The sequence below is a fragment of the Pseudomonas sp. P4_C8 genome (genome assembly GCF_056401975.1).
Map to the genome: position 1 here is coordinate 26,038 of NZ_JBFUIH010000031.1, position 17,248 is coordinate 43,285.

Consider the following 17,248-nt stretch of genomic DNA (forward strand, 5'->3'; position numbering starts at 1 on the left):
TGATGTTGGATGTGCCGGCCTCTTCGCGAGCAGGCTCGCTCCCACAGTAGTTCGCGTATCTTCAGGGAGGATGCTTTTCTAATGTGGGAGCGAGCCTGCTCGCGAAAGCTGTCTGGCAGTTGTCTGGATTGACACGATTTTGTCTTTTTCAGAAAAACTTCAATCCTGCTATTGACTTAGGTTCGGTACCTGCGTAAATTTCGCGGCCTCGGAGATGCAAACGGGTGATTAGCTCAGCTGGGAGAGCGTCTGCCTTACAAGCAGAATGTCGGCGGTTCGATCCCGTCATCACCCACCACTTCCGAGAGTCTTGCGAAAGCAAGATGGAAGCTGTAAAAAGCCTCCACCGACGCGCAGCGGTAGTTCAGTCGGTTAGAATACCGGCCTGTCACGCCGGGGGTCGCGGGTTCGAGTCCCGTCCGCTGCGCCATATTTTCCGGATCAGATTTATCTGCTTCGAGATTGAAAAGCTTCTGAGTTTTCAATCAGACGAGTTACTTGGACGAAAGTCCAAAGCGATACGCAGCGGTAGTTCAGTCGGTTAGAATACCGGCCTGTCACGCCGGGGGTCGCGGGTTCGAGTCCCGTCCGCTGCGCCATATCTGCTACAAGGCCCACTGAACGCCTTGGAGCTACGAAGAAAGCCGCTGGTTATGCCAGTGTTTACTTCGAGTCGATAGCAATGACCCTGGTCGAAAGACCGGGGTTTTTTGTGTCTGAAATTTGGCTTTTCCTCCTCTTGTATTCTCCCTTGTCGGGGCTTTCTGCATACCTTTCTCTTTGATCGTCTGTAGGTGTTTCGCGACGACGACGTCTGGCAGGGTTGGCCTTGGCCTCACAACTGCTGACCTCATCAATTCTTGTAATAAAAAAATCACAATATTTTGATTCTCCGGTCAGTTTTTTGTATTGGGCTGTTTGCCGCAAGCGCACAAGCCTATAAACTTAACCTTTCGGTCAGCTTTGCAATGTCATTTCAGCCCTTTGTTTCGTCAATAAGGGTTTCTGCACGACTCGAGATTTCCAGTACATAATCAAAAGGGCGGGTCCCTAACCGCCCAGAGGATGATCCATGTCCAACCGTGATATATCCCGGCGCTCGTTCCTTCAGGGCGGGCTGGTAGCGGGTGTGAGCGTGACGCTCACGCCATTGAGCAGCCAGGCGCTGGCAGCCTTGATGGAAAACAGCGTGACCGTGCCGTCCGAGCAGTGGCTCGGCAACAATGGCAAGGCACGCTCGCGTAACGATGCCTTGTCGAAAGTCTGCGGCAGCAAAGTCTTTGCCCGCGACATCCGCGCCAAGGACATGCCGGGCTGGCCGCAGCAGCAAGGCCACGCCATGCTGCTGAAAACCATCAAGGCCGACCGCATCTACGCGGGCATGGACCTGTCGTGGCTCGGCACCGAGTTGCAGCCTGACCGCATCGTCACCGCTGCCGACCTGGAGAAAGACGGCATCGTCTTCCCGGAAGAGCACGCGCCAGATCCGCTGCTGCCGGAAGGCAAAGTGCCAATGTTCATCGGTCACCCGGTGGCGATCCTGATCTGGAACGACTTCGAGCGTTTCCGCCAGGCCAAGGCCAAGCTCAAATTCAATGACAAAGCAATCCGCTACGGTGATATAGCGCCGTTCTACGAACGCGATCCCTACGGCAGCTTCCGCTATGTGCGCGTGGGCGGGGCGACCTCGGCGGACGAGGACGAATTTGCCAGCCTCAAGGACTCGATCCTGTTCCCGATGCTGCGCAACCGTCGCCCGGTGTGGAATTCCCAGCCGAACCTGCACGGCAATCTGACCGAGCGCGGTTTGTTCTACGCTGATCGCATGAAGCAGCAGATCGACACGCCGCCTGACAACTGGCTGGTATTCGACGAGCGCTACAAGACGCCATCGATTGAGCCGGCCGCGTTGGAGCCGGACAACGGCAACGGCTGGTACGACCCTGCAACCAAGACCCTGCATTTCGTCGTGGCCACTCAGTGCCCACTGGAAGCCGCGACTGAAACCGCGAAAATGATCGCCCCGTCGCGTTTCGGTCTGGCGCACCTGAACATGCACCCGGGTTACACCGTCGGCTACGGCTCCAAAGACCACAATATTTTCGTCTACTACGCAGCCCTCGCGGCGTTGTACGGCGCGGGCGTTCCGGTGCGTCTGGCCAACGACCGGTACGAGCAGTTTCAGAGCGGCATCAAGCGTCACCCGTTTGACATCCACTACCAGTTGGCGGTGGACAAGAACGATCACAGCTTCAAGATTTTCCGCGCCGACATGAGCGTCGACGGCGGCGGGCGAGTGAACTACAGCGCGTCGGTGGCGGCGGTTGGCGCCACGGCGGCGCAGTCGATCTACTACATGCCGCAGAACGATTTGCAGGTCACGGCCTATCATTCCCGCGCCGTTGAAGCCGGCTCGATGCGGGGTTACGGCACACTGCAAAGCATGGCGTCCACCGAAATGATGGTCGACGAAATTGCCGATCGCCTCGGCATCGACGCCATCGATCTGCGCAAGAAAAACGCTATGGTCTCGGGTATGAAAAATACCCAGGGCGCGGTGCCGGCGGGTGCTTTGCGCTTGCACGAGATTCTCGACAAGGCTGCCGTTCACGACGTCTGGAAAAACCGCGACGCGATCAAAAAGCAACGCGAAGCGCAGGATCCGGACAACTGGTACGGCGTCGGTTTCGCCATCTGTCAGAAAGACTTCGGCACGGGTTCTGAAGCGCCGATGGCCAGCATCGAGTTCACCGCGCAAGGGCACGTCACCCTACGCCACATCGGTATCGAAATCGGCACCGGCATGTCCACTTCTCAAGCTCTGGTCGTGGCCGATTTCCTCGGTGTTGCGGCGACCGAAGTGAAAACCGGCGAGACCGAATGGAAGGAGTTGCAGCTGATCAGCGGCGGCAACCCTTACATCATGAGTCAGGCCGAGCAAGACAGTTTGCTGCGTAACCCGCGCTGGGTCGGCAAGATCGCCTCGGCCTCGTCGGCCACCAACTCGGCTTATTACTTCAGTCACGCCACCCGTGAAGCGGCGCGCGTGCTGTTCAACCACGGCTTGTGGCCGGCAGCGATGCAGATCTGGAGTCAGGGTCCTTATGGTGGTGCGGCCAACCCTTATGTGGTGCGTCGCGAAGATGCGCATTGGGTCGACGGCAAACTCACCGCCAACGGCATGCAGCCACTGAGCTTTGAGCAACTGGCCAAGCACGCCCACGAGCGTGGCCTGGTCACTGGCGCAACCGTGCACGGTTTCAACCGTTGGAGCTGGGCCGATGCCGAGTTCAGCATCGATGGCGTGCGCGAACGTCTGCCGCTCGATGGCCTGGCGGTCAAGTACGGCGACGGCGCTCCGAGCGTGAAAAAGGCGCAGATGAACAGCGCAGGTTTCCATCTGCTGGATCGCCAGAACGTGCATTACCCCGACACTCAGCTGAACAACGCGGCAGTGACTTACTACAGCCCGGTCGCGACGCTGGTGGAACTGAAAGTCAACAAAGGCTCGGCCGAAGTGCAAGTGCTCAACCATCATTCATGGGTTGAGTGCGGTCGGGTGCTGGTGGAAGAGCTGGTCAAGGGCCAGGTCGAAGGCGGAATCGCCATGGGCATTGGTCATGCGTTGATGGAAGAGATGCCGCTGTACGAAGGCGGGCCGGGGGAGGGTGACTGGAACTTCAACCGTTACCGCCTGCCGATGGCGCGTCATGTGGCGGTCTGGAAGCAGACGTCTGAAATCCTGCCGCCGCTGTCGCCAAGCGATCCATCGAAGGGCATTGCCGAAGTGGTGATGATCCCGGTGGTCGGTGCCATCGGTAACGCTGTGGCACACGCCATCGGCAAACGGGTCCGCGACCTGCCTATCACTTCTGCACGCATCAAGGAGGCCCTCAATGGCTAACCGTCCGCTCCAACTGACCCTCAACGGTCAAACCGTCGGCCCGGTGGACATCCCTGATGACCTGCCGATGATCGATTACCTGCACGAATACAAAAACCTCACTGGCTCGCGTTTGGGTTGCGGACAGGGTATTTGCCATGCGTGCGTGGTGATCGTCGATAACCCGGACGGCACCAGCGAAGAAGTGCGCACCTGCATCACCGGCGCGCATTACTTTGAAGGCAAAAAAGTACGCACCATCGAAGGCCATGCGAAACGCGACGAGCAGGGCAAAGTCACTGAGCTGAACCCGATCCAGCAGCGCTTCGTCGACGAATTCGCCTTCCAGTGCAGCTACTGCGCGCCGGGTTTCGTAAATGCCGCGACCGTGTTGGTGGAAAAGCTGCAACGTCAGCCCATCGTCAAAAGCCAGCTGGAAAAAGTCATCGAGGACAGCCTCGGACACCACATCTGCCGTTGCACTGGCTACGTGCGCTACTACAGCGCGACGCGCAATGTGCTGACCGATCTCGGCCTGGTCAAGGAGGGTTAAGCATGAAGCAGCTACTTTCCCGCCTGGCATTGGCGGTTGGTTTGAGTGCGCCGGTATTGCTGGCTCACGCCGACGATCAGGTCAAGCGCGGCAAATACCTCGCCCGTGCCGCAGACTGCATGGCTTGCCACACCGCGCCGGGTGGCGCGCCGTACGCAGGTGGTCTGCCGATTGTCTCGCCGTTTGGCACAATCTACGGCACCAACATCACGCCGAGCAAAGAGCACGGCATCGGCCTCTACAACGATGACGAATTTTTCGCCGCGCTGACCGAAGGCAAGCGCCGTGATGGCGCCAACCTGTACCCGGCCATGCCGTACACCTCGTACCACCTGATACCGCGCGGCGACTCCGATGCGATTCACGCGTACCTGAAAACGTTCGAGCCCATTGAGCGTGCGGCACCGGTCACCAGCCTGAGCTTCCCCTTCAATGTGCGTTTGGGCCTGATGGGCTGGAACATGCTTTATGGCAAGGATGTGAAGCTGACGCCGACCGAGGGTAAAAGCGAAGCCTTCAAGCGTGGCCAGTACATGGTCGACGTGCTGGGTCACTGCGGCGAATGTCACACCCCGCGCGGCTTGCCGGGTGCGATGCAGCAGGACAAGCGCATGACCGGCGGCGTGCTCAACGGCTATCTGGCACCTGGCCTGTTGGCCGATGATCTGGCGGCTCGCGGCTGGAGCCATCAGGACCTGAGCTCGTTCCTCAAGCATGGCATGAGCGCTCAGGGCACGATGTTCAACGAAATGTTCCCGGTGTTCCACAACAGCACCCAGGGCCTGACTGACCCGGACCTGGCGGCGATGGCGACCTACCTGCTGGGCGATCAACCGCCAGCGGCGAAGGTGCTGACTGACGTGCCGTTCGACAAGCTCACTGCAAGTGCCCAGCGTGGTCGTCAGGAATACCTGAACGTCTGCGCCGGTTGCCACGAGGTCGGTGGCGACGGCAAGCCGCACATCGCTGTGGCCATGCGCGGCAACACTACGCTGCGCCTGGAAGATCCGCGCAACCTGGTGCGAGTGATTGATGACGGTATCGGTGAGCAGAAATTTGCCGGGTTCGAACACATGCAGCCGATGCCAGGTTTCGCTGAGAAGCTCAGTCACGAGCAACTCACTGATCTGCTGAACTACCTGCGTCAGAGCTGGGGTGGTCAGCCGGGTGATCTGGCGGTCAACGCTGTGCAAACGTTGCGTGCCGATGCGCCGCCGCTTGAGCACAAGGCGCACTGACATGCAGCATCTCGATCTGCAAGTGGTGCGCCGGGCGCTGGAGTGGTCGATGGCCGGCCAGCGCCTCTGGTTCTGCACGGTGCTCGCCACCTACGGCTCGGCGCCTCGTGCGCCGGGATCGCTGTTGGCGGTGAACGCCGGGGGGCAATGGATCGGATCGCTCTCGGGCGGCTGTGTCGAGGAGGATTTTCTCGAACGAGTCGCCGAGGGGGCGTTTCTCGAAGCGGTCAGCGTTGTTCGTTATGGCGAGGGCGACGATCCGCGCTCCCGGGTGAGTCTGCCCTGTGGTGGTGTTCTTGATGTGCTGGTGGAGAAGCTTGAACCGGTTTGTGAGGTTCAGGCGCATTTGCGGGAACTGGAGTCGGCGCTGTTGGGCCAGCGTCGGCTGATCCGCGAGGTCGATCTATCCAGCGGTGCGCGTAGCCTGTTCGATGATCGCGAACAGGGTGTGCGAATCGAGCGAGAGATCGATCGGGTGCGCGTGCGGATCGGCGCGGCCCAGCGCTTGTTGCTGGCGGGGTATTCCTCGGTTGCTCAGGCGTGTGCAGAGTTTGCCGTCGGGCTGGGTTTCGAAGTGATTCTGTGTGACCCGCGTGACGAGGTGCTGGAAGGCGTGGTGCTGGAAAACGTCGAGATTCGTCGTCAGCTGCCCTCAGTGTTCATTGCTGACGGTGGCTGCCACAGCGATACAGCGGTGGTGGCGTTGACTCACGATCCGCGCATTGATGACCTGGCGATGATGGAAGCAGTGCGCACTGAGGCGTTTTATATCGGCGTGATGGGCTCCCTGCAGACGTCGCAAAAGCGCTTCGAGCGGTTGCGCAGGATTGGTGGTTTGGGGGAGGCGGAGCTGGCGCGGATTCATGCGCCCATCGGTTTGAACCTGGGCAGCAAGACGCCTTCTGAAATCGCCCTCGCCGTACTCGCCGACATTCTGCGAATACGTAGCGGCATCGCGCGGGATCGACTTTGAAACCATGCGCTGAACCCTGTAGGAGCCGGGCTTGCCCGCGATGAGGTCATCCAATTGATACCTGCGTTGGCTGACCTGCCGCTATCGTCGGAGCGCCGCTCGGAGCAGGCTCGCTCCCACTGGGGGGGGCTGACTTCCCAAGCTGATACAAAAAAGGGGCCGCATTCAGCGGCCCCTTTTTTATCAGTATCCGAACTTGTCCCGTAGCCCGTAATACCAGGCACCCAACGCCGCGAACGGTGTGCGTAACAATTGTCCGCCGGGGAACGGGTAGTGGGGCAGGTCGGCAAACGCGTCGAAACGCTCGGCCTGACCTCGCAGCGCCTCGGCCAATACTTTGCCCGCCAAATGCGTGTACGTCACGCCATGACCACTGCAACCCTGGGAATAGTAAATGTTGTCACCCAGTCGCCCGACTTGCGGAAGGCGCGACAGGGTCAGCAGGAAATTACCGGTCCAGGCGTAGTCAATTTTCACGTCCTTAAGCTGTGGGAACGCCTTGAGCATCTTCGGCCGAATGATCGCCTCAATGTTCGCCGGATCCCGCGCGCCATACACCACACCGCCGCCAAAGATCAGGCGCTTGTCGCTCGTCAGGCGGTAGTAGTCGAGTAAGTAATTGCAGTCCTCGACGCAGTAATCCTGCGGCAGCAGGTTGTTCGCCAATTCGTCGCCCAACGATGCGGTGGTGATGACTTGAGTCCCGCAGGGCATCGACTTGGCCGCCAGTTCCGGCACCAGGTTGCCCAAGTAGGCGTTGCCGGCGATGATGATGAATTTGGCCCTGACCTTGCCCTGTGGCGTATGCACCACCGGATTTGCGCCACGCTCGATGCGCACTGCTGGCGACTGTTCATAAATGGTGCCGCCCAGCGACTCCACGGCCGCCGCTTCGCCCAGCGCCAGGTTGAGGGGATGAATGTGCCCGCCACTCATGTCGAGCATGCCACCGACGTACTGATCACAATTCACGACTTCACGGATTCGGCGTTGATCCATCAGCTCAAGCTGCGTATGACCGAAGCGTTCCCACAGGCGTTTCTGGGATTCGAGATGGCCCATCTGCTTGGCAGTGATGGCCGCGAACACACCACCGTCCTTCAAGTCGCACTGGATATTATATTTGGCGACCCGCTCACGAATAATCCGCCCACCCTCGAACGCCATTTGCCCCAACAACTGAGCCTGCTTGGGACCGACGCTACGCTCGATCACATCGATATCGCGGCTATAGCTGTTGACGATCTGGCCACCGTTACGGCCCGACGCGCCAAAACCTACCTTGGCTGCTTCCAGAACCGTTACCTTAAAACCGTTCTCCAGCAGAAACAGGGCAGAGGACAGACCGGTATAACCGGCGCCGATCACGCAGACATCAGTCTCTACATCACCCTGCAAGGCCGGCCGCGGCGGAACCGCATTGGCCGATGCGGCGTAATAGGACTCTGGGTAGGGAGTGTTCTCCATCCTGCAGCCTCTGTTTAATATATTTTACGAGTGCATTGATCCTACTCGAGTTAAAAATCGACCGCCAGCCACCGGAAAATCTTCTTCGTAACCGCAAAATTAAATATTTTGCATATTCATAGGGTTAGCTCGAAAAAAGGTGTTGACACCCCTCCGGAATTCCGTAGAATGCCGCCTCACAGCAGGCACGTAGCTCAGTTGGTTAGAGCACCACCTTGACATGGTGGGGGTCGTTGGTTCGAGTCCAATCGCGCCTACCAAACAAAATCCGCTCTGCTGGGCGGTCTAGAAGGGCTCACCGAAAGGTGAGCCCTTTTTTGTGCTTTGGATTTCTAGCAGAACGTTTACAAAATATAGGGTTCGTTCACACTGGGCAATGTGAATGCCTATAAGACCTGTCCTGAGCTGGGATTCTTCTTGTTGCAGGGGAAGTTGTGTTGTCGAGAGGTTTTGGTGAGCGTGGGAAGTAAGGGTTCGAATCCCTATCCCTTCGTCATTATTCTAAAAATCCTGTAATTCAATGGGTTACGGGGCTTTTTATTTTCAGATTTGTACTGCTCAATTGTACTGCTCATCGCATCCCGCCTTTTGTCACTCCAATCTAATCCCTTCGCCGTCCCGTTTTCTTCGTTTCGCTCGCAAATCCCTCGATAGCTATCACTAGTCAGTTCGCACCCGTAGACATCACGCACATGGGTCCACTTGATCTTGTGAAAAGGTGAATCATGTCGCCCACAGGGTGAATTAAGTTACTCTTGCCTCTAGGCCGCGTCTCGTGTGTCTTTACTACGTTAGCTCAAATCGCTCTAATGCATAATCCTTGCCTGCCAAGGTAAGTGAAAAAGTGGTGGAGCCAAACGTACCTCGTGTCGCACTTCGCTTCACAAGGCGTTTAGCTTCGAGTTGCTTTAGGCCGGCTTCAACTTCCTGCGTGCTGAGTGAGACAAGTTTGCAAACCGAGTCTAAATTTGCAATTTTTCTGAAGTTTGCATGATAGGCTAAAGCTTCCATCAGTAGCGTTTGGTTATCTGTCAGTTGTGGAAACTGAGGGTTGTTTTTTTTGTAAACTTTTCGCTCTATCTCATGTAACTCGCCGTAAGCTCCGTCAGTGGTGCGGGTGTAGTAAATCGCTACAGACAGAGTGCTGATTAAAGCCGCGATAATCATCAGTAGCGACCAATTCGGCATCGGCGTTTCCAGCAAAAGCCAATCCCAAACACGTAGCAGCCAGCTCTTGGTATCTGCCAGCAATGTCAGGTCGAAGTAAGTGTCGAGCAGCTTTGTGACAGCCCAAACGACAAGGAAGCCTCCGGCCGAGTAGGCCATAGCCTTGAAAGTGATCGGGGATCGCTTGCCTTCTGCTGCCATGCTGCTCGTCTCTAGTGTAGGAAACAGGTGTTATCAGCATAGCAGTGGAAAAGTGGCACCCTGGCATTGGCACGGATGGGGGAGGGATTGTTACAGGTAGGAGGGTGTAGTGGATCAGGTACAGCGACACCAGCGGTGAACGCAGACACTCACCGACAACCTGCTCAGCCGGAGCTTTTGGAGCCGCTGCAGTATGCCTGCCTGTCGGCCGCCTGGTTCTGGGCCGCCAAGGGGCTGAACACCTCGGCCGATGCCGACAAATTCATCGCTCGGCGAATCAACGGTGGGGTCAATGGCCATCCGGATCGGCTGAAGTTGTCGGCGAAGGACTCGGCGGCGCCGGCGTGATCTCGCTGTCGCGGCCCGGCTGCTGGTGGCATGCCAGTCGTACGTGCAGGAGTTAAATTGACAGGATTTTCGGGCGAATATGTGTAGTCTTCGTCATCTCGCAGGTGGCTATACCAGCCATACAGCGCTACCCCAAGGGTGACAACGATCATGGCTATGAGGATAAAGATTAGATAACGCATCGTACTCGGCTGCCTTTAGTGGTGCGAGTGTGGGGTTGAGATGCGTCCTTGCTGGTGAGTGATTTAAGCCAGCTAGGCAAACTGCTGTCTGTAGGGGCGCGCCCTATATGACGGGTTTTTTCCCTTAGAAGAGGCTAGGGCCTCCCGCTAATGGTGGCCGTTAAAACTGATTCACTCAGGCGCCATGAGCACCGCGAGCGTCATCTTGAAGAGCGCGAGTTCGTTTTCGATCATCTGGAGCAGCAAGGAGGGGGGCAGGTATGAATTTGGCACGCACTAATTCTCCGTGGACGAAGAAAGCGTATTAGTCGAAAAAATGATTTGGATGGAGTGGTGTTCGGTCGGCAGGACGCCGGACGAGGGGACTTGAACTGTCTGTTTTTCAGGTGATTTCCAAGCGTTAAAAGGCGATACCTAATTTTACGCCATACTCATCCCTGGTTTGTTTGTCGAAGGCGGTCGCTGCAAATTGCCCATCCAGGTCATAATTGAACCGGTTGAAGTATAGTGATGCTACAACCGGAATCGATTCGTGCGGATTAAACAGGAAACTCAGCTCAATAAAAGGATTGGTGCTGTTTTTTAGATCCAGAGTCTCGCTACTGACCCCATGGAGTTTTAGTTGCGCATCACCATTTATTCCCTTTCGAATTCCCGCTTCAATACGCACGATTGTAGTGCTGAATTGATGATTGTAGCCTGCAGTTGCTTTAGCGAAAGAAGTGCGGTTGGTGAGATCAATGTTGTATTTGTTAGAGTCAGGTTCAAATCGATTCCATTTGTATCCACCGCCCAGCAAAAAATCTATAAAATTGCGTGAATTCAAAGCAATCCTCCAGCCAAGATCCAAGTCAGCTTGGCCGTCCTTTACTTTTTGATCTTGTTTTTCAGAGTATTGCCCACTGATTTCTGCATGACAAACAAAGCCGGCCTGGGCCGTCATTTTGTTACCGTAGTTGAGAAATAGTCCTCCTTCCGGCATGTGCTCGGTGTTGGAGCTTCTGTGTCCGGAGAATTCGAGTACGCTGTAGCTTCCCAGTAAGCCAAATGCAAAAATCGGATCTGTAAGAGTAGCAGCGCTAGAAGTTGTTGGTGCGATTCCCGCAAGAAGGGTGGTGACCGCTGCAGTAAAATTCCTTCTGTTCATAGAAACTCTCCATCAGAACACTATTGGTCCAGAGTGGGCCGATACATACAACGATAGCCGTTTTCTAGTGTTGAACCAGTTATTGGGAGGGGGTGGTGTATTTTTCGCTTCGGGACTTCTATTTTCGCCTCCATCTCTTAATGTCTGGCGAACCTGGTGGCGAGATTTCCAGCGATGCTTTAGTGGTTCACTACTGCGTAAGGTGAATTGTGTTTGGTCGGCAGAGAGCCGGAGGTGGGATTTTCTGCGGGAAATGCTTCCCCAAAATGCAACCGTTTCGACCAATGTTTATTGGTTTCTAAAGGGTCGCAAAGGCGATGGCTCTTGTGGCTGCTTTGCTGAATCTCACCAGTGAATCATTGAACAGACTCACGGTCATATCGGCGACCTTTGTCTTTAGGACGTTCAAATGAAGCGTGCAGTAATAATGTTCATGGCTATTTCAGGCTCTCTCCTGTTGGGCGGCTGCGGGCCTCACTGGGACGATGGAGAAAGGTACGGGCGTGATCGGGGTTATGATCATGGTCGAGGGTATGACCGAGGTTATGACGATGATCGAGGGCATTACCGCAGATATGATCGTCGCAACAATGATCAGGGGTATGAGCGAAATCGCGATCGTGATCGTGACGATAGGGACGACTAACCCGCTCTGATCTCCCTGATGTGTTTCCCTTTGGTCGATCTCGCTACACCCTGCCGCTCTTACTTTTCAAAATGGCTTCAGTAGCACGGGTAGTTCACAATTCGGGCGTAAGATAGCGGTGTTACCTCACCAAAAGGAGCCGCATATGATCGCCGATCAAATGAACAAGCAGGCATCTGAAAGCAGGGCTGTTTGGGATCAATATTTCTGTGCTGCGTTGATTGCGGAAAGCAATCTGACGGCACCGGTCGTAGGAGGGGCTACTCACGAAGACAGGCAGAACCTGTTGATTGAAAGAGCCAAGGCCCTCGCCGACAAGATGATGGAAAACAGAAAATAACCGGAGCCCAGCCGTCGCGCTGGGCTCGTCACATCTGGCGACCTCAATGACGGGCAATGTGGGTGTTCTGAATCAGGCAATCAGGTCTGCTGATTTGGCGTGCGATGGCTTGGCGCAGCTATAAATTTCCAAAGAACCATAAAAATAGTGTGGATATTTAAAGAGTTACGATTTTTATTAACCAAATAGTGAGAGAAAATATATTGTTACAAGTGATCTGTTGGGATATTATCGCCCCGCGTTCACCACCACGGTTTATGCATTTTTAAGTCCCAAGCTTCCATCAGCTGCTTGGGATTTTTTTTGCCTGAAATTTGTCCTGAGTCCTTCGAGCGCCAGTGCCGTCCATCGCCGGTAGTCATACATGCGCGAGCGCTTGTTGCCGATCCATTTACTCGACTCCTATCAAGGCGCCGCCCGCTCAAATCGGGTAGATCCCGCGTTTTTGGGCTATTACTGACTGGCCATACTCAAACTCGGTCTGATGGGAGTCTATCGATGCTGGTTCATTGGTGTCTTGCGGCAATTCACTTGCTGGCTTTTGCGTTGGGCTTCTGGGCGGTTTTGACCCGAGGCACGGCATTCAGCCGACTGGCGGCCGGGACGGGGGAGGCTCGTCGCGTGCTGGTGGCCGATAATCTGTGGGGGATCAGCGCAGCCATCCTCTTGGTCACCGGTGGGCTGCGGGCCTTTGGTGGGTACGAAAAAGGTACCGATTACTACCTTCACCGGCCACTGTTCCATATCAAGATGACGCTCTTCATACTGATTCTGCTGCTTGAGGTCGCTCCAATGGTAGCGCTGATCAAGTGGCGAATTGCGCTTGGCCGTGGCTCGGCAATTGATACCAGGCACGTAAAACTGTTTGCCCGCTTCAGTCATGTCGAGGCATTGCTGGTGTTGCTGATGGTCATAGCGGCGACCGGCATGGCACGTGGGGTGACCTTTGGTTAGCCGGTTGCGGTATATCCTTCCTCGGGGTAAATCAGAAATGTCTGACAGCTATGGCCTGGGGCATGCCGGTACTATCAGCTGCATGTTTTGGCGAGAGAGGGTAATGAGTAAACGGCGGGCAATACGGCGCTCGAATCTTTAGCCAGCCGATGTTCTGGGCGAACGGGCTGGCTACTGACTGCAACGGGATTCAGGGAGTTTGCGGCTTGTCCGGCGCGGTGAGGCCAGCCTGAATGCGCTGATAGATTTCTTCACGATGCACTGCAACGTCTTTCGGGGCGTTGATGCCAATCCTGACTTGCTGGCCGCTCACGCCCAGGATAGTGATCGTAATATCGTCACCGATGTTTATGCTTTCACCGACTTTGCGGGTGAGTATCAGCATGGTCTTCTCCTTGATTGCTTTGTAGGGCACCTGATTTGAACAGTGCAGAGGTCGGTGGTACGTATAGATTAGTGCGAAGTCTCACGGTTTGGGTGCCTCTTTCTGACGCGCAGATGCTGCATTAATTCCCAAGGTGTAACTATACAGAGGCCGCCACCATCATTCTCGTTGTTTTGTGCCCATTTTGCGGCACTCGGGAAGTATTCATGAATGTTAAAATCACCGCTTTCAGCATTCAGAGGGAACCGTTGTGCGCAAAATGGTCTTGGTAATCGTTCTATTGGCGTTAGCAGGGTGCGGTGAGGGCAAGGATGTTGACGCTCAAAAGTCTAAACCTGCAGTCGTTTCCGCACCTGCGTCTGAACCGGCTGCGGCTAGCGGGCCGCAATGGGATCTCGAAGTGCGAGGCGAAACAACCCAGGCTGTCAGCGATCTGAGTGGCTGGTTGATCGAGCATAGCTTCGTTTCCAACGTCGTCATGGAAAACGGCAAGGCGCGCATTTTGATGGGGCCATTCAATTCGAAAGCCGAGACCGAGGCCAAGCAGGCAGAGGTGGCCGCGGCGCTTGCACGGGCCAAGAAGCAGAATGTCGAATTGCTGGTGCTTGAGCGTCCTGCGGCCCAGTAACGCAGTCGGCTAGAAACGCAAAAGGCCTCGGGTACTACACCGAGGCCTTTTTACTTTTCAGCGGGCGATCAGCCGCAGGCTTTCATATTCACCGGCCCGACAAAATCGTTACCGCGACCCATGACGCACGCCACGCTTTGGTTGCGCTGACGCTCCCAGGGTTCAACCGGATAGGTTTTGTTCCAGGCCTCGTATAGTTGGCGATCCTGTTTCGACAAGCTCAAACCGTACTGCTTGCTCATGTAAAAATAAGTCCGGGCGATCATGCCGCGAATGGAGGGGCGGGGCATGACCTTCTTCGCCTTGAAGTCGACCTGAGTCAGGCACGAGCCATATTGACCGGTCTGCACCGGCAACCAACCAAAACTGAAGTTATTGCGATCGCCATTTACCTCGCCAATGCTCGGCACCAGGTTGTGCAAATCGGCTTCAGCCTTCTGGTAAACCGGATCGTAACGGGTGCAGTTCTTGCGTCCACCTGCCTGCCAGCACTGGCGCTGATGGCCGATCTGCCACGCCGGGACAATGTGTTCCCATTCGATGCGAGACGCGCGTTTGGCGTTTTTGCGCGGCACATAACCACAGGCCGCCAGGTTCACCTTGTTGCCGGTGTATTTGCAGCCACAATAGAACTCGGTGGATTGCGGCGCGTATAGCTTCCAGGCGACTTTTTTGGCTTCGCTGAAGGTGCGTGGGGCGCCAGCCTGGGCCCCGAGAGTGACGAGCAGAAACAGCAAAGCAAACCAGCGGACACTCATTGACTCAATCTTCCTTCGGCACAACCCAGAAAATCTGCACACCGCCATCGTCGCGATAGGCGAGGGTGACGTTGTCGTTCTCGTCGATTTCTTCGAGCAATTGTTCCCACTCATCCACCGGTTCGTCCGGAAGTCGGAAGATCAGTGCGGCTTTGGCTTTTTGAGCGGTGGGGGAATTGATGATTTTCTGAACGCGCAGACCCATGCGTGCATAGGTGTCAGGGGAGGCGGAAGTGGTGTCCACAGGATTATCCTTATTAAGCTGTACGTGCATACAGTATTTAACTGTAAGCATTTTCGCAACTGCTTAAAATTCAAGAAAATCCTCTGACAGCAGTTTTTCCCGTTTGGTGTAGGAAGAGGGGAAAACTTTTATCGGAGTTTTGCGAGGGGCGTGAACCACTCGTCAACGCTGACGAGTGGTTAAGAAAGTGCCCGACCAGAACCGGTCGGACGAGGGTGAATCAGTACTCCCAGAACATCCGTTGCAGCTCTTTGCTGTCGTTGGTCTTGGTCAGTGCAACCATGGCCAGGATGCGGGCTTTTTGCGGGTTCAAGTCGTGCGCGACAACCCAGTCGTATTTATCGTCAGGCTGTTCGGCATTACGCAGTACGAAGCCGCCGGCGTTGACGTGGGAGGAGCGAATGATTTGCACGCCGTCCTTGCGCAAGGCTTGCAAGGAGGGAACGACGCGCGAGGAAACCGAACCATTGCCGGTGCCGGCGTGGATGATCGCCTTGGCACCGGACTGGGCCAGCGCCTTGTACGCCGTGTCGCTGACGTTGCCATAGGAATACGCGATTTCTACGTCAGGCAGGCTCTTGATGGTTTTGATGTCGAATTCCGAGTCCATGGTGTGGCGCTTGGCCGGCAGACGGAACCAGTAGGATTTACCTTCGACCACCATGCCCAATGGACCCCAGGCACTTTTAAACGCCTCAGTCTTGATGTTGATCATCTTGCTGACGTCGCGACCGGACTGTATCTCATCGTTCATGGTCACCAGGACGCCTTTGCCGCGCGCTTCTTTGCTGCTGGCGACGGCAACGGCGTTGTACAGGTTGAGCATGCCGTCCGCCGACATCGCGGTGCCTGGGCGCATGGAGCCGACGACGATAATCGGCTTATCGGTCTTTTCCACCAGGTTCAGGAAGTAGGCGGTTTCTTCCAGGGTGTCGGTGCCGTGGGTGATCACGATGCCATCGACATCTTTGCTGTCGGCCAGTTCGGCCACGCGACGGCCCAGTTGCAGCAGGTTGTCATTGGTGATGCTTTCCGAGGCGATCTGCATGACCTGTTCGCCACGAACGTTAGCCAGTTGGCTGAGTTCCGGAACGCCGGCAATCAATTGCTCGATACCCACTTTTGCCGCTTGATACGTCGCGCTGTTCGCAGCGCTCGCGCCGGCGCCGGCGATGGTGCCGCCAGTGGCCAGAATGACCACGTTCGCCAGTTTCTGTTGGGTTTCGACTTCTTTAGCCTGAAGGGCAGTAGGCAGCAGTAGCAGGAGGGCCAAAGCGCCCGGAATAAAAGTGTTGAAAGCAGATTTCATTATTTTCTCTCTAGTAGTCAGACGGTGCTGATGCAAGTTCATCTAGATACGCCCGCGGCAGCTCTGAACACCGTGGGTGTATGTGAAGAGCAGGATCTGTACCAGTAATGCGTTGAATGAGAAAAACTTTTAACTATCTGATTTATAAGGTTAATTTTATAAAATTCGTCAGCGTTGAAAATGGCGATGTCCGGGTTTCCGAATAAGTTGATCGTTTACGTTCGGCTCTCCGAAAACTCCTACGACTAATGTCGAGAAGGTCGCCTTGCGAAATCAAGATTCAGTGCTAAAGAATCCCGGGCATAGGTCGATGCCCCTCAAAGGTTATTTTTCTTACAGGAGTTCCCATGTCCTTCTCTATCGGTTTTCCCAATGCGGGTGCGATCACCATCGGTGGCCAGGCCCCGTCGACGATCAATGCCCTGAACGAAGCGACGGCAGATGCCGCCACACAGGTTTTGGGTAAGGGCGAGGGGGGTGAAAACCAGGTTCGAACCGGTGGCGGCGCTCAGGAGGAGGCCAAATCCGAGAGCGGCAGCACCCAAAGTATTGCGGTGCAAACGCTGCTCAAGCGAATGCAGGAACTGCAACAACAACTGCGCGAGCAACAGCAACAACTGGCGGCTGCTCAGGCAACGACTTATCCGACCCCGGAAGCCAAGGCTTCAGCGGTGATGTCTATTCAGGGGCAAATCGCCGACACCAGCGGTGCGCTGTCACAAGTGATGGGCAATCTGGTGAAAGAATTGGCCAAGGACTCCAGCACGGGAGGCCTGGTCAGCACGGCCGCTTGAGGAACAAGGCTGGTTTTTTACCTGCCGAGAC

At 55.8% G+C, this 17,248-nt stretch carries 17 protein-coding genes and 4 tRNA genes; 14 read left to right on the forward strand and 7 right to left on the reverse strand.

All coding sequences use genetic code 11. The annotated features are described in order from the left end of the window. Positions 1–222 precede the first annotated feature (222 nt). The 7 genes from AC1DWM_RS19630 (at position 223) to AC1DWM_RS19660 (ending at position 6,647) form a co-directional block, all read left to right on the forward strand. A tRNA-Val gene (locus AC1DWM_RS19630) sits at positions 223–298 on the forward strand. A 55-nt stretch (positions 299–353) separates the two neighbouring features. After that, a tRNA-Asp gene (locus tag AC1DWM_RS19635) sits at positions 354–430 on the forward strand. A gap of 92 nt (positions 431–522) precedes the next feature. After that, positions 523–599, forward strand: a tRNA-Asp gene (locus AC1DWM_RS19640). 473 nt (positions 600–1,072) lie between these two features. After that, entirely contained in the window at positions 1,073–3,904 is a 2,832-nt protein-coding gene (locus AC1DWM_RS19645) for a xanthine dehydrogenase family protein molybdopterin-binding subunit (RefSeq protein ID WP_223511464.1), read from the forward strand. After that, positions 3,897–4,436 (forward strand): (2Fe-2S)-binding protein, encoded by a 540-nt coding sequence (locus AC1DWM_RS19650; protein WP_223511466.1) that lies wholly within the window; start codon positions 3,897–3,899, stop codon positions 4,434–4,436. The genes AC1DWM_RS19645 and AC1DWM_RS19650 overlap by 8 nt, the downstream gene beginning before the upstream one ends. Positions 4,437–4,438: 2 nt before the next feature. Then, entirely contained in the window at positions 4,439–5,674 is a 1,236-nt protein-coding gene (locus AC1DWM_RS19655) for a c-type cytochrome (protein ID WP_477795909.1), read from the forward strand. A gap of 1 nt (position 5,675) precedes the next feature. After that, entirely contained in the window at positions 5,676–6,647 is a 972-nt protein-coding gene (locus AC1DWM_RS19660; RefSeq protein WP_477795910.1) for an XdhC family protein, read from the forward strand. 183 nt (positions 6,648–6,830) lie between these two features. Here AC1DWM_RS19660 and AC1DWM_RS19665 read toward each other — a convergent pair whose 3' ends face one another. Then, positions 6,831–8,114, reverse strand: a complete 1,284-nt coding sequence (locus tag AC1DWM_RS19665; RefSeq protein WP_223511469.1) for an NAD(P)/FAD-dependent oxidoreductase — start codon at positions 8,112–8,114, stop codon at positions 6,831–6,833. 183 nt (positions 8,115–8,297) lie between these two features. On the opposite strand from AC1DWM_RS19665, the gene AC1DWM_RS19670 reads away from it, so the two are divergent. After that, positions 8,298–8,374, forward strand: a tRNA-Val gene (locus tag AC1DWM_RS19670). A 526-nt stretch (positions 8,375–8,900) separates the two neighbouring features. On the opposite strand, the gene AC1DWM_RS19675 is transcribed toward AC1DWM_RS19670, so the two are convergent. Beyond that, positions 8,901–9,482 (reverse strand): hypothetical protein, encoded by a 582-nt coding sequence (locus AC1DWM_RS19675; RefSeq protein ID WP_223511507.1) that lies wholly within the window; start codon positions 9,480–9,482, stop codon positions 8,901–8,903. Between the two features lie 177 nt (positions 9,483–9,659). Between AC1DWM_RS19675 and AC1DWM_RS19680 the strand changes: the two genes are divergently transcribed. Then, positions 9,660–9,830 carry a hypothetical protein gene (locus AC1DWM_RS19680; protein ID WP_223511508.1) on the forward strand — a complete coding sequence of 57 codons (171 nt, stop codon included), beginning with the start codon at positions 9,660–9,662 and terminating at the stop codon, positions 9,828–9,830. A 582-nt stretch (positions 9,831–10,412) separates the two neighbouring features. Here the strand turns inward: AC1DWM_RS19680 and AC1DWM_RS19685 are convergent. Then, positions 10,413–11,159: a hypothetical protein gene (locus AC1DWM_RS19685; protein ID WP_223511510.1), complete on the reverse strand. Its 747-nt coding sequence runs from the start codon at positions 11,157–11,159 to the stop codon at positions 10,413–10,415. A gap of 485 nt (positions 11,160–11,644) precedes the next feature. On the opposite strand from AC1DWM_RS19685, the gene AC1DWM_RS19690 reads away from it, so the two are divergent. From AC1DWM_RS19690 to AC1DWM_RS19700, 3 genes are all read left to right on the forward strand, one after another. Then, complete coding sequence (locus tag AC1DWM_RS19690) at positions 11,645–11,815, forward strand: hypothetical protein (protein WP_477795911.1); 171 nt, start codon at positions 11,645–11,647, stop codon at positions 11,813–11,815. 135 nt (positions 11,816–11,950) lie between these two features. Beyond that, positions 11,951–12,145: a hypothetical protein gene (locus AC1DWM_RS19695; protein ID WP_223511514.1), complete on the forward strand. Its 195-nt coding sequence runs from the start codon at positions 11,951–11,953 to the stop codon at positions 12,143–12,145. A gap of 498 nt (positions 12,146–12,643) precedes the next feature. Beyond that, positions 12,644–13,099 (forward strand): DUF2214 family protein, encoded by a 456-nt coding sequence (locus tag AC1DWM_RS19700; protein ID WP_477795912.1) that lies wholly within the window; start codon positions 12,644–12,646, stop codon positions 13,097–13,099. A gap of 190 nt (positions 13,100–13,289) precedes the next feature. On the opposite strand, the gene csrA is transcribed toward AC1DWM_RS19700, so the two are convergent. Next, positions 13,290–13,484 carry a carbon storage regulator CsrA gene (csrA, locus tag AC1DWM_RS19705; protein WP_007938114.1) on the reverse strand — a complete coding sequence of 65 codons (195 nt, stop codon included), beginning with the start codon at positions 13,482–13,484 and terminating at the stop codon, positions 13,290–13,292. A gap of 250 nt (positions 13,485–13,734) precedes the next feature. Here csrA and AC1DWM_RS19710 point away from each other — a divergent pair, with 250 nt between their 5' ends. Continuing rightward, complete coding sequence (locus tag AC1DWM_RS19710) at positions 13,735–14,112, forward strand: SPOR domain-containing protein (protein WP_223511517.1); 378 nt, start codon at positions 13,735–13,737, stop codon at positions 14,110–14,112. A gap of 68 nt (positions 14,113–14,180) precedes the next feature. Here the strand turns inward: AC1DWM_RS19710 and AC1DWM_RS19715 are convergent, their stop codons facing one another. The 3 genes from AC1DWM_RS19715 to AC1DWM_RS19725 form a co-directional block, all read right to left on the reverse strand. Continuing rightward, positions 14,181–14,870: an endonuclease gene (locus tag AC1DWM_RS19715; RefSeq protein WP_223511519.1), complete on the reverse strand. Its 690-nt coding sequence runs from the start codon at positions 14,868–14,870 to the stop codon at positions 14,181–14,183. A 4-nt stretch (positions 14,871–14,874) separates the two neighbouring features. Then, positions 14,875–15,165, reverse strand: coding sequence for a DUF1654 domain-containing protein (locus tag AC1DWM_RS19720; protein ID WP_223511521.1), 291 nt, complete (start codon positions 15,163–15,165; stop codon positions 14,875–14,877). 169 nt (positions 15,166–15,334) lie between these two features. After that, a complete protein-coding gene (locus AC1DWM_RS19725) occupies positions 15,335–16,423 on the reverse strand; it encodes an asparaginase (RefSeq protein WP_223511522.1) in 1,089 nt (362 codons plus the stop codon). A gap of 347 nt (positions 16,424–16,770) precedes the next feature. Between AC1DWM_RS19725 and AC1DWM_RS19730 the strand changes: the two genes are divergently transcribed. Then, positions 16,771–17,217, forward strand: a complete 447-nt coding sequence (locus AC1DWM_RS19730; RefSeq protein ID WP_223511523.1) for a hypothetical protein — start codon at positions 16,771–16,773, stop codon at positions 17,215–17,217. Positions 17,218–17,248: the final 31 nt, after the last annotated feature.

Coding starts and splice junctions, on each gene's coding strand:
- AC1DWM_RS19690 (WP_477795911.1), top strand. CDS start 11,645: ATGGAGAAAGGTACGGGCGTGATCGGGGTTATGATCATGGTCGAGGGT.
- AC1DWM_RS19720 (WP_223511521.1), bottom strand. CDS start 15,165: ATGCTTACAGTTAAATACTGTATGCACGTACAGCTTAATAAGGATAAT.
- csrA (WP_007938114.1), bottom strand. CDS start 13,484: ATGCTGATACTCACCCGCAAAGTCGGTGAAAGCATAAACATCGGTGAC.
- AC1DWM_RS19675 (WP_223511507.1), bottom strand. CDS start 9,482: ATGGCAGCAGAAGGCAAGCGATCCCCGATCACTTTCAAGGCTATGGCC.
- AC1DWM_RS19665 (WP_223511469.1), bottom strand. CDS start 8,114: ATGGAGAACACTCCCTACCCAGAGTCCTATTACGCCGCATCGGCCAAT.
- AC1DWM_RS19715 (WP_223511519.1), bottom strand. CDS start 14,870: ATGAGTGTCCGCTGGTTTGCTTTGCTGTTTCTGCTCGTCACTCTCGGG.
- AC1DWM_RS19685 (WP_223511510.1), bottom strand. CDS start 11,159: ATGAACAGAAGGAATTTTACTGCAGCGGTCACCACCCTTCTTGCGGGA.
- AC1DWM_RS19725 (WP_223511522.1), bottom strand. CDS start 16,423: ATGAAATCTGCTTTCAACACTTTTATTCCGGGCGCTTTGGCCCTCCTG.
- AC1DWM_RS19730 (WP_223511523.1), top strand. CDS start 16,771: ATGTCCTTCTCTATCGGTTTTCCCAATGCGGGTGCGATCACCATCGGT.
- AC1DWM_RS19655 (WP_477795909.1), top strand. CDS start 4,439: ATGAAGCAGCTACTTTCCCGCCTGGCATTGGCGGTTGGTTTGAGTGCG.
- AC1DWM_RS19650 (WP_223511466.1), top strand. CDS start 3,897: ATGGCTAACCGTCCGCTCCAACTGACCCTCAACGGTCAAACCGTCGGC.
- AC1DWM_RS19695 (WP_223511514.1), top strand. CDS start 11,951: ATGATCGCCGATCAAATGAACAAGCAGGCATCTGAAAGCAGGGCTGTT.
- AC1DWM_RS19700 (WP_477795912.1), top strand. CDS start 12,644: ATGCTGGTTCATTGGTGTCTTGCGGCAATTCACTTGCTGGCTTTTGCG.
- AC1DWM_RS19660 (WP_477795910.1), top strand. CDS start 5,676: ATGCAGCATCTCGATCTGCAAGTGGTGCGCCGGGCGCTGGAGTGGTCG.
- AC1DWM_RS19645 (WP_223511464.1), top strand. CDS start 1,073: ATGTCCAACCGTGATATATCCCGGCGCTCGTTCCTTCAGGGCGGGCTG.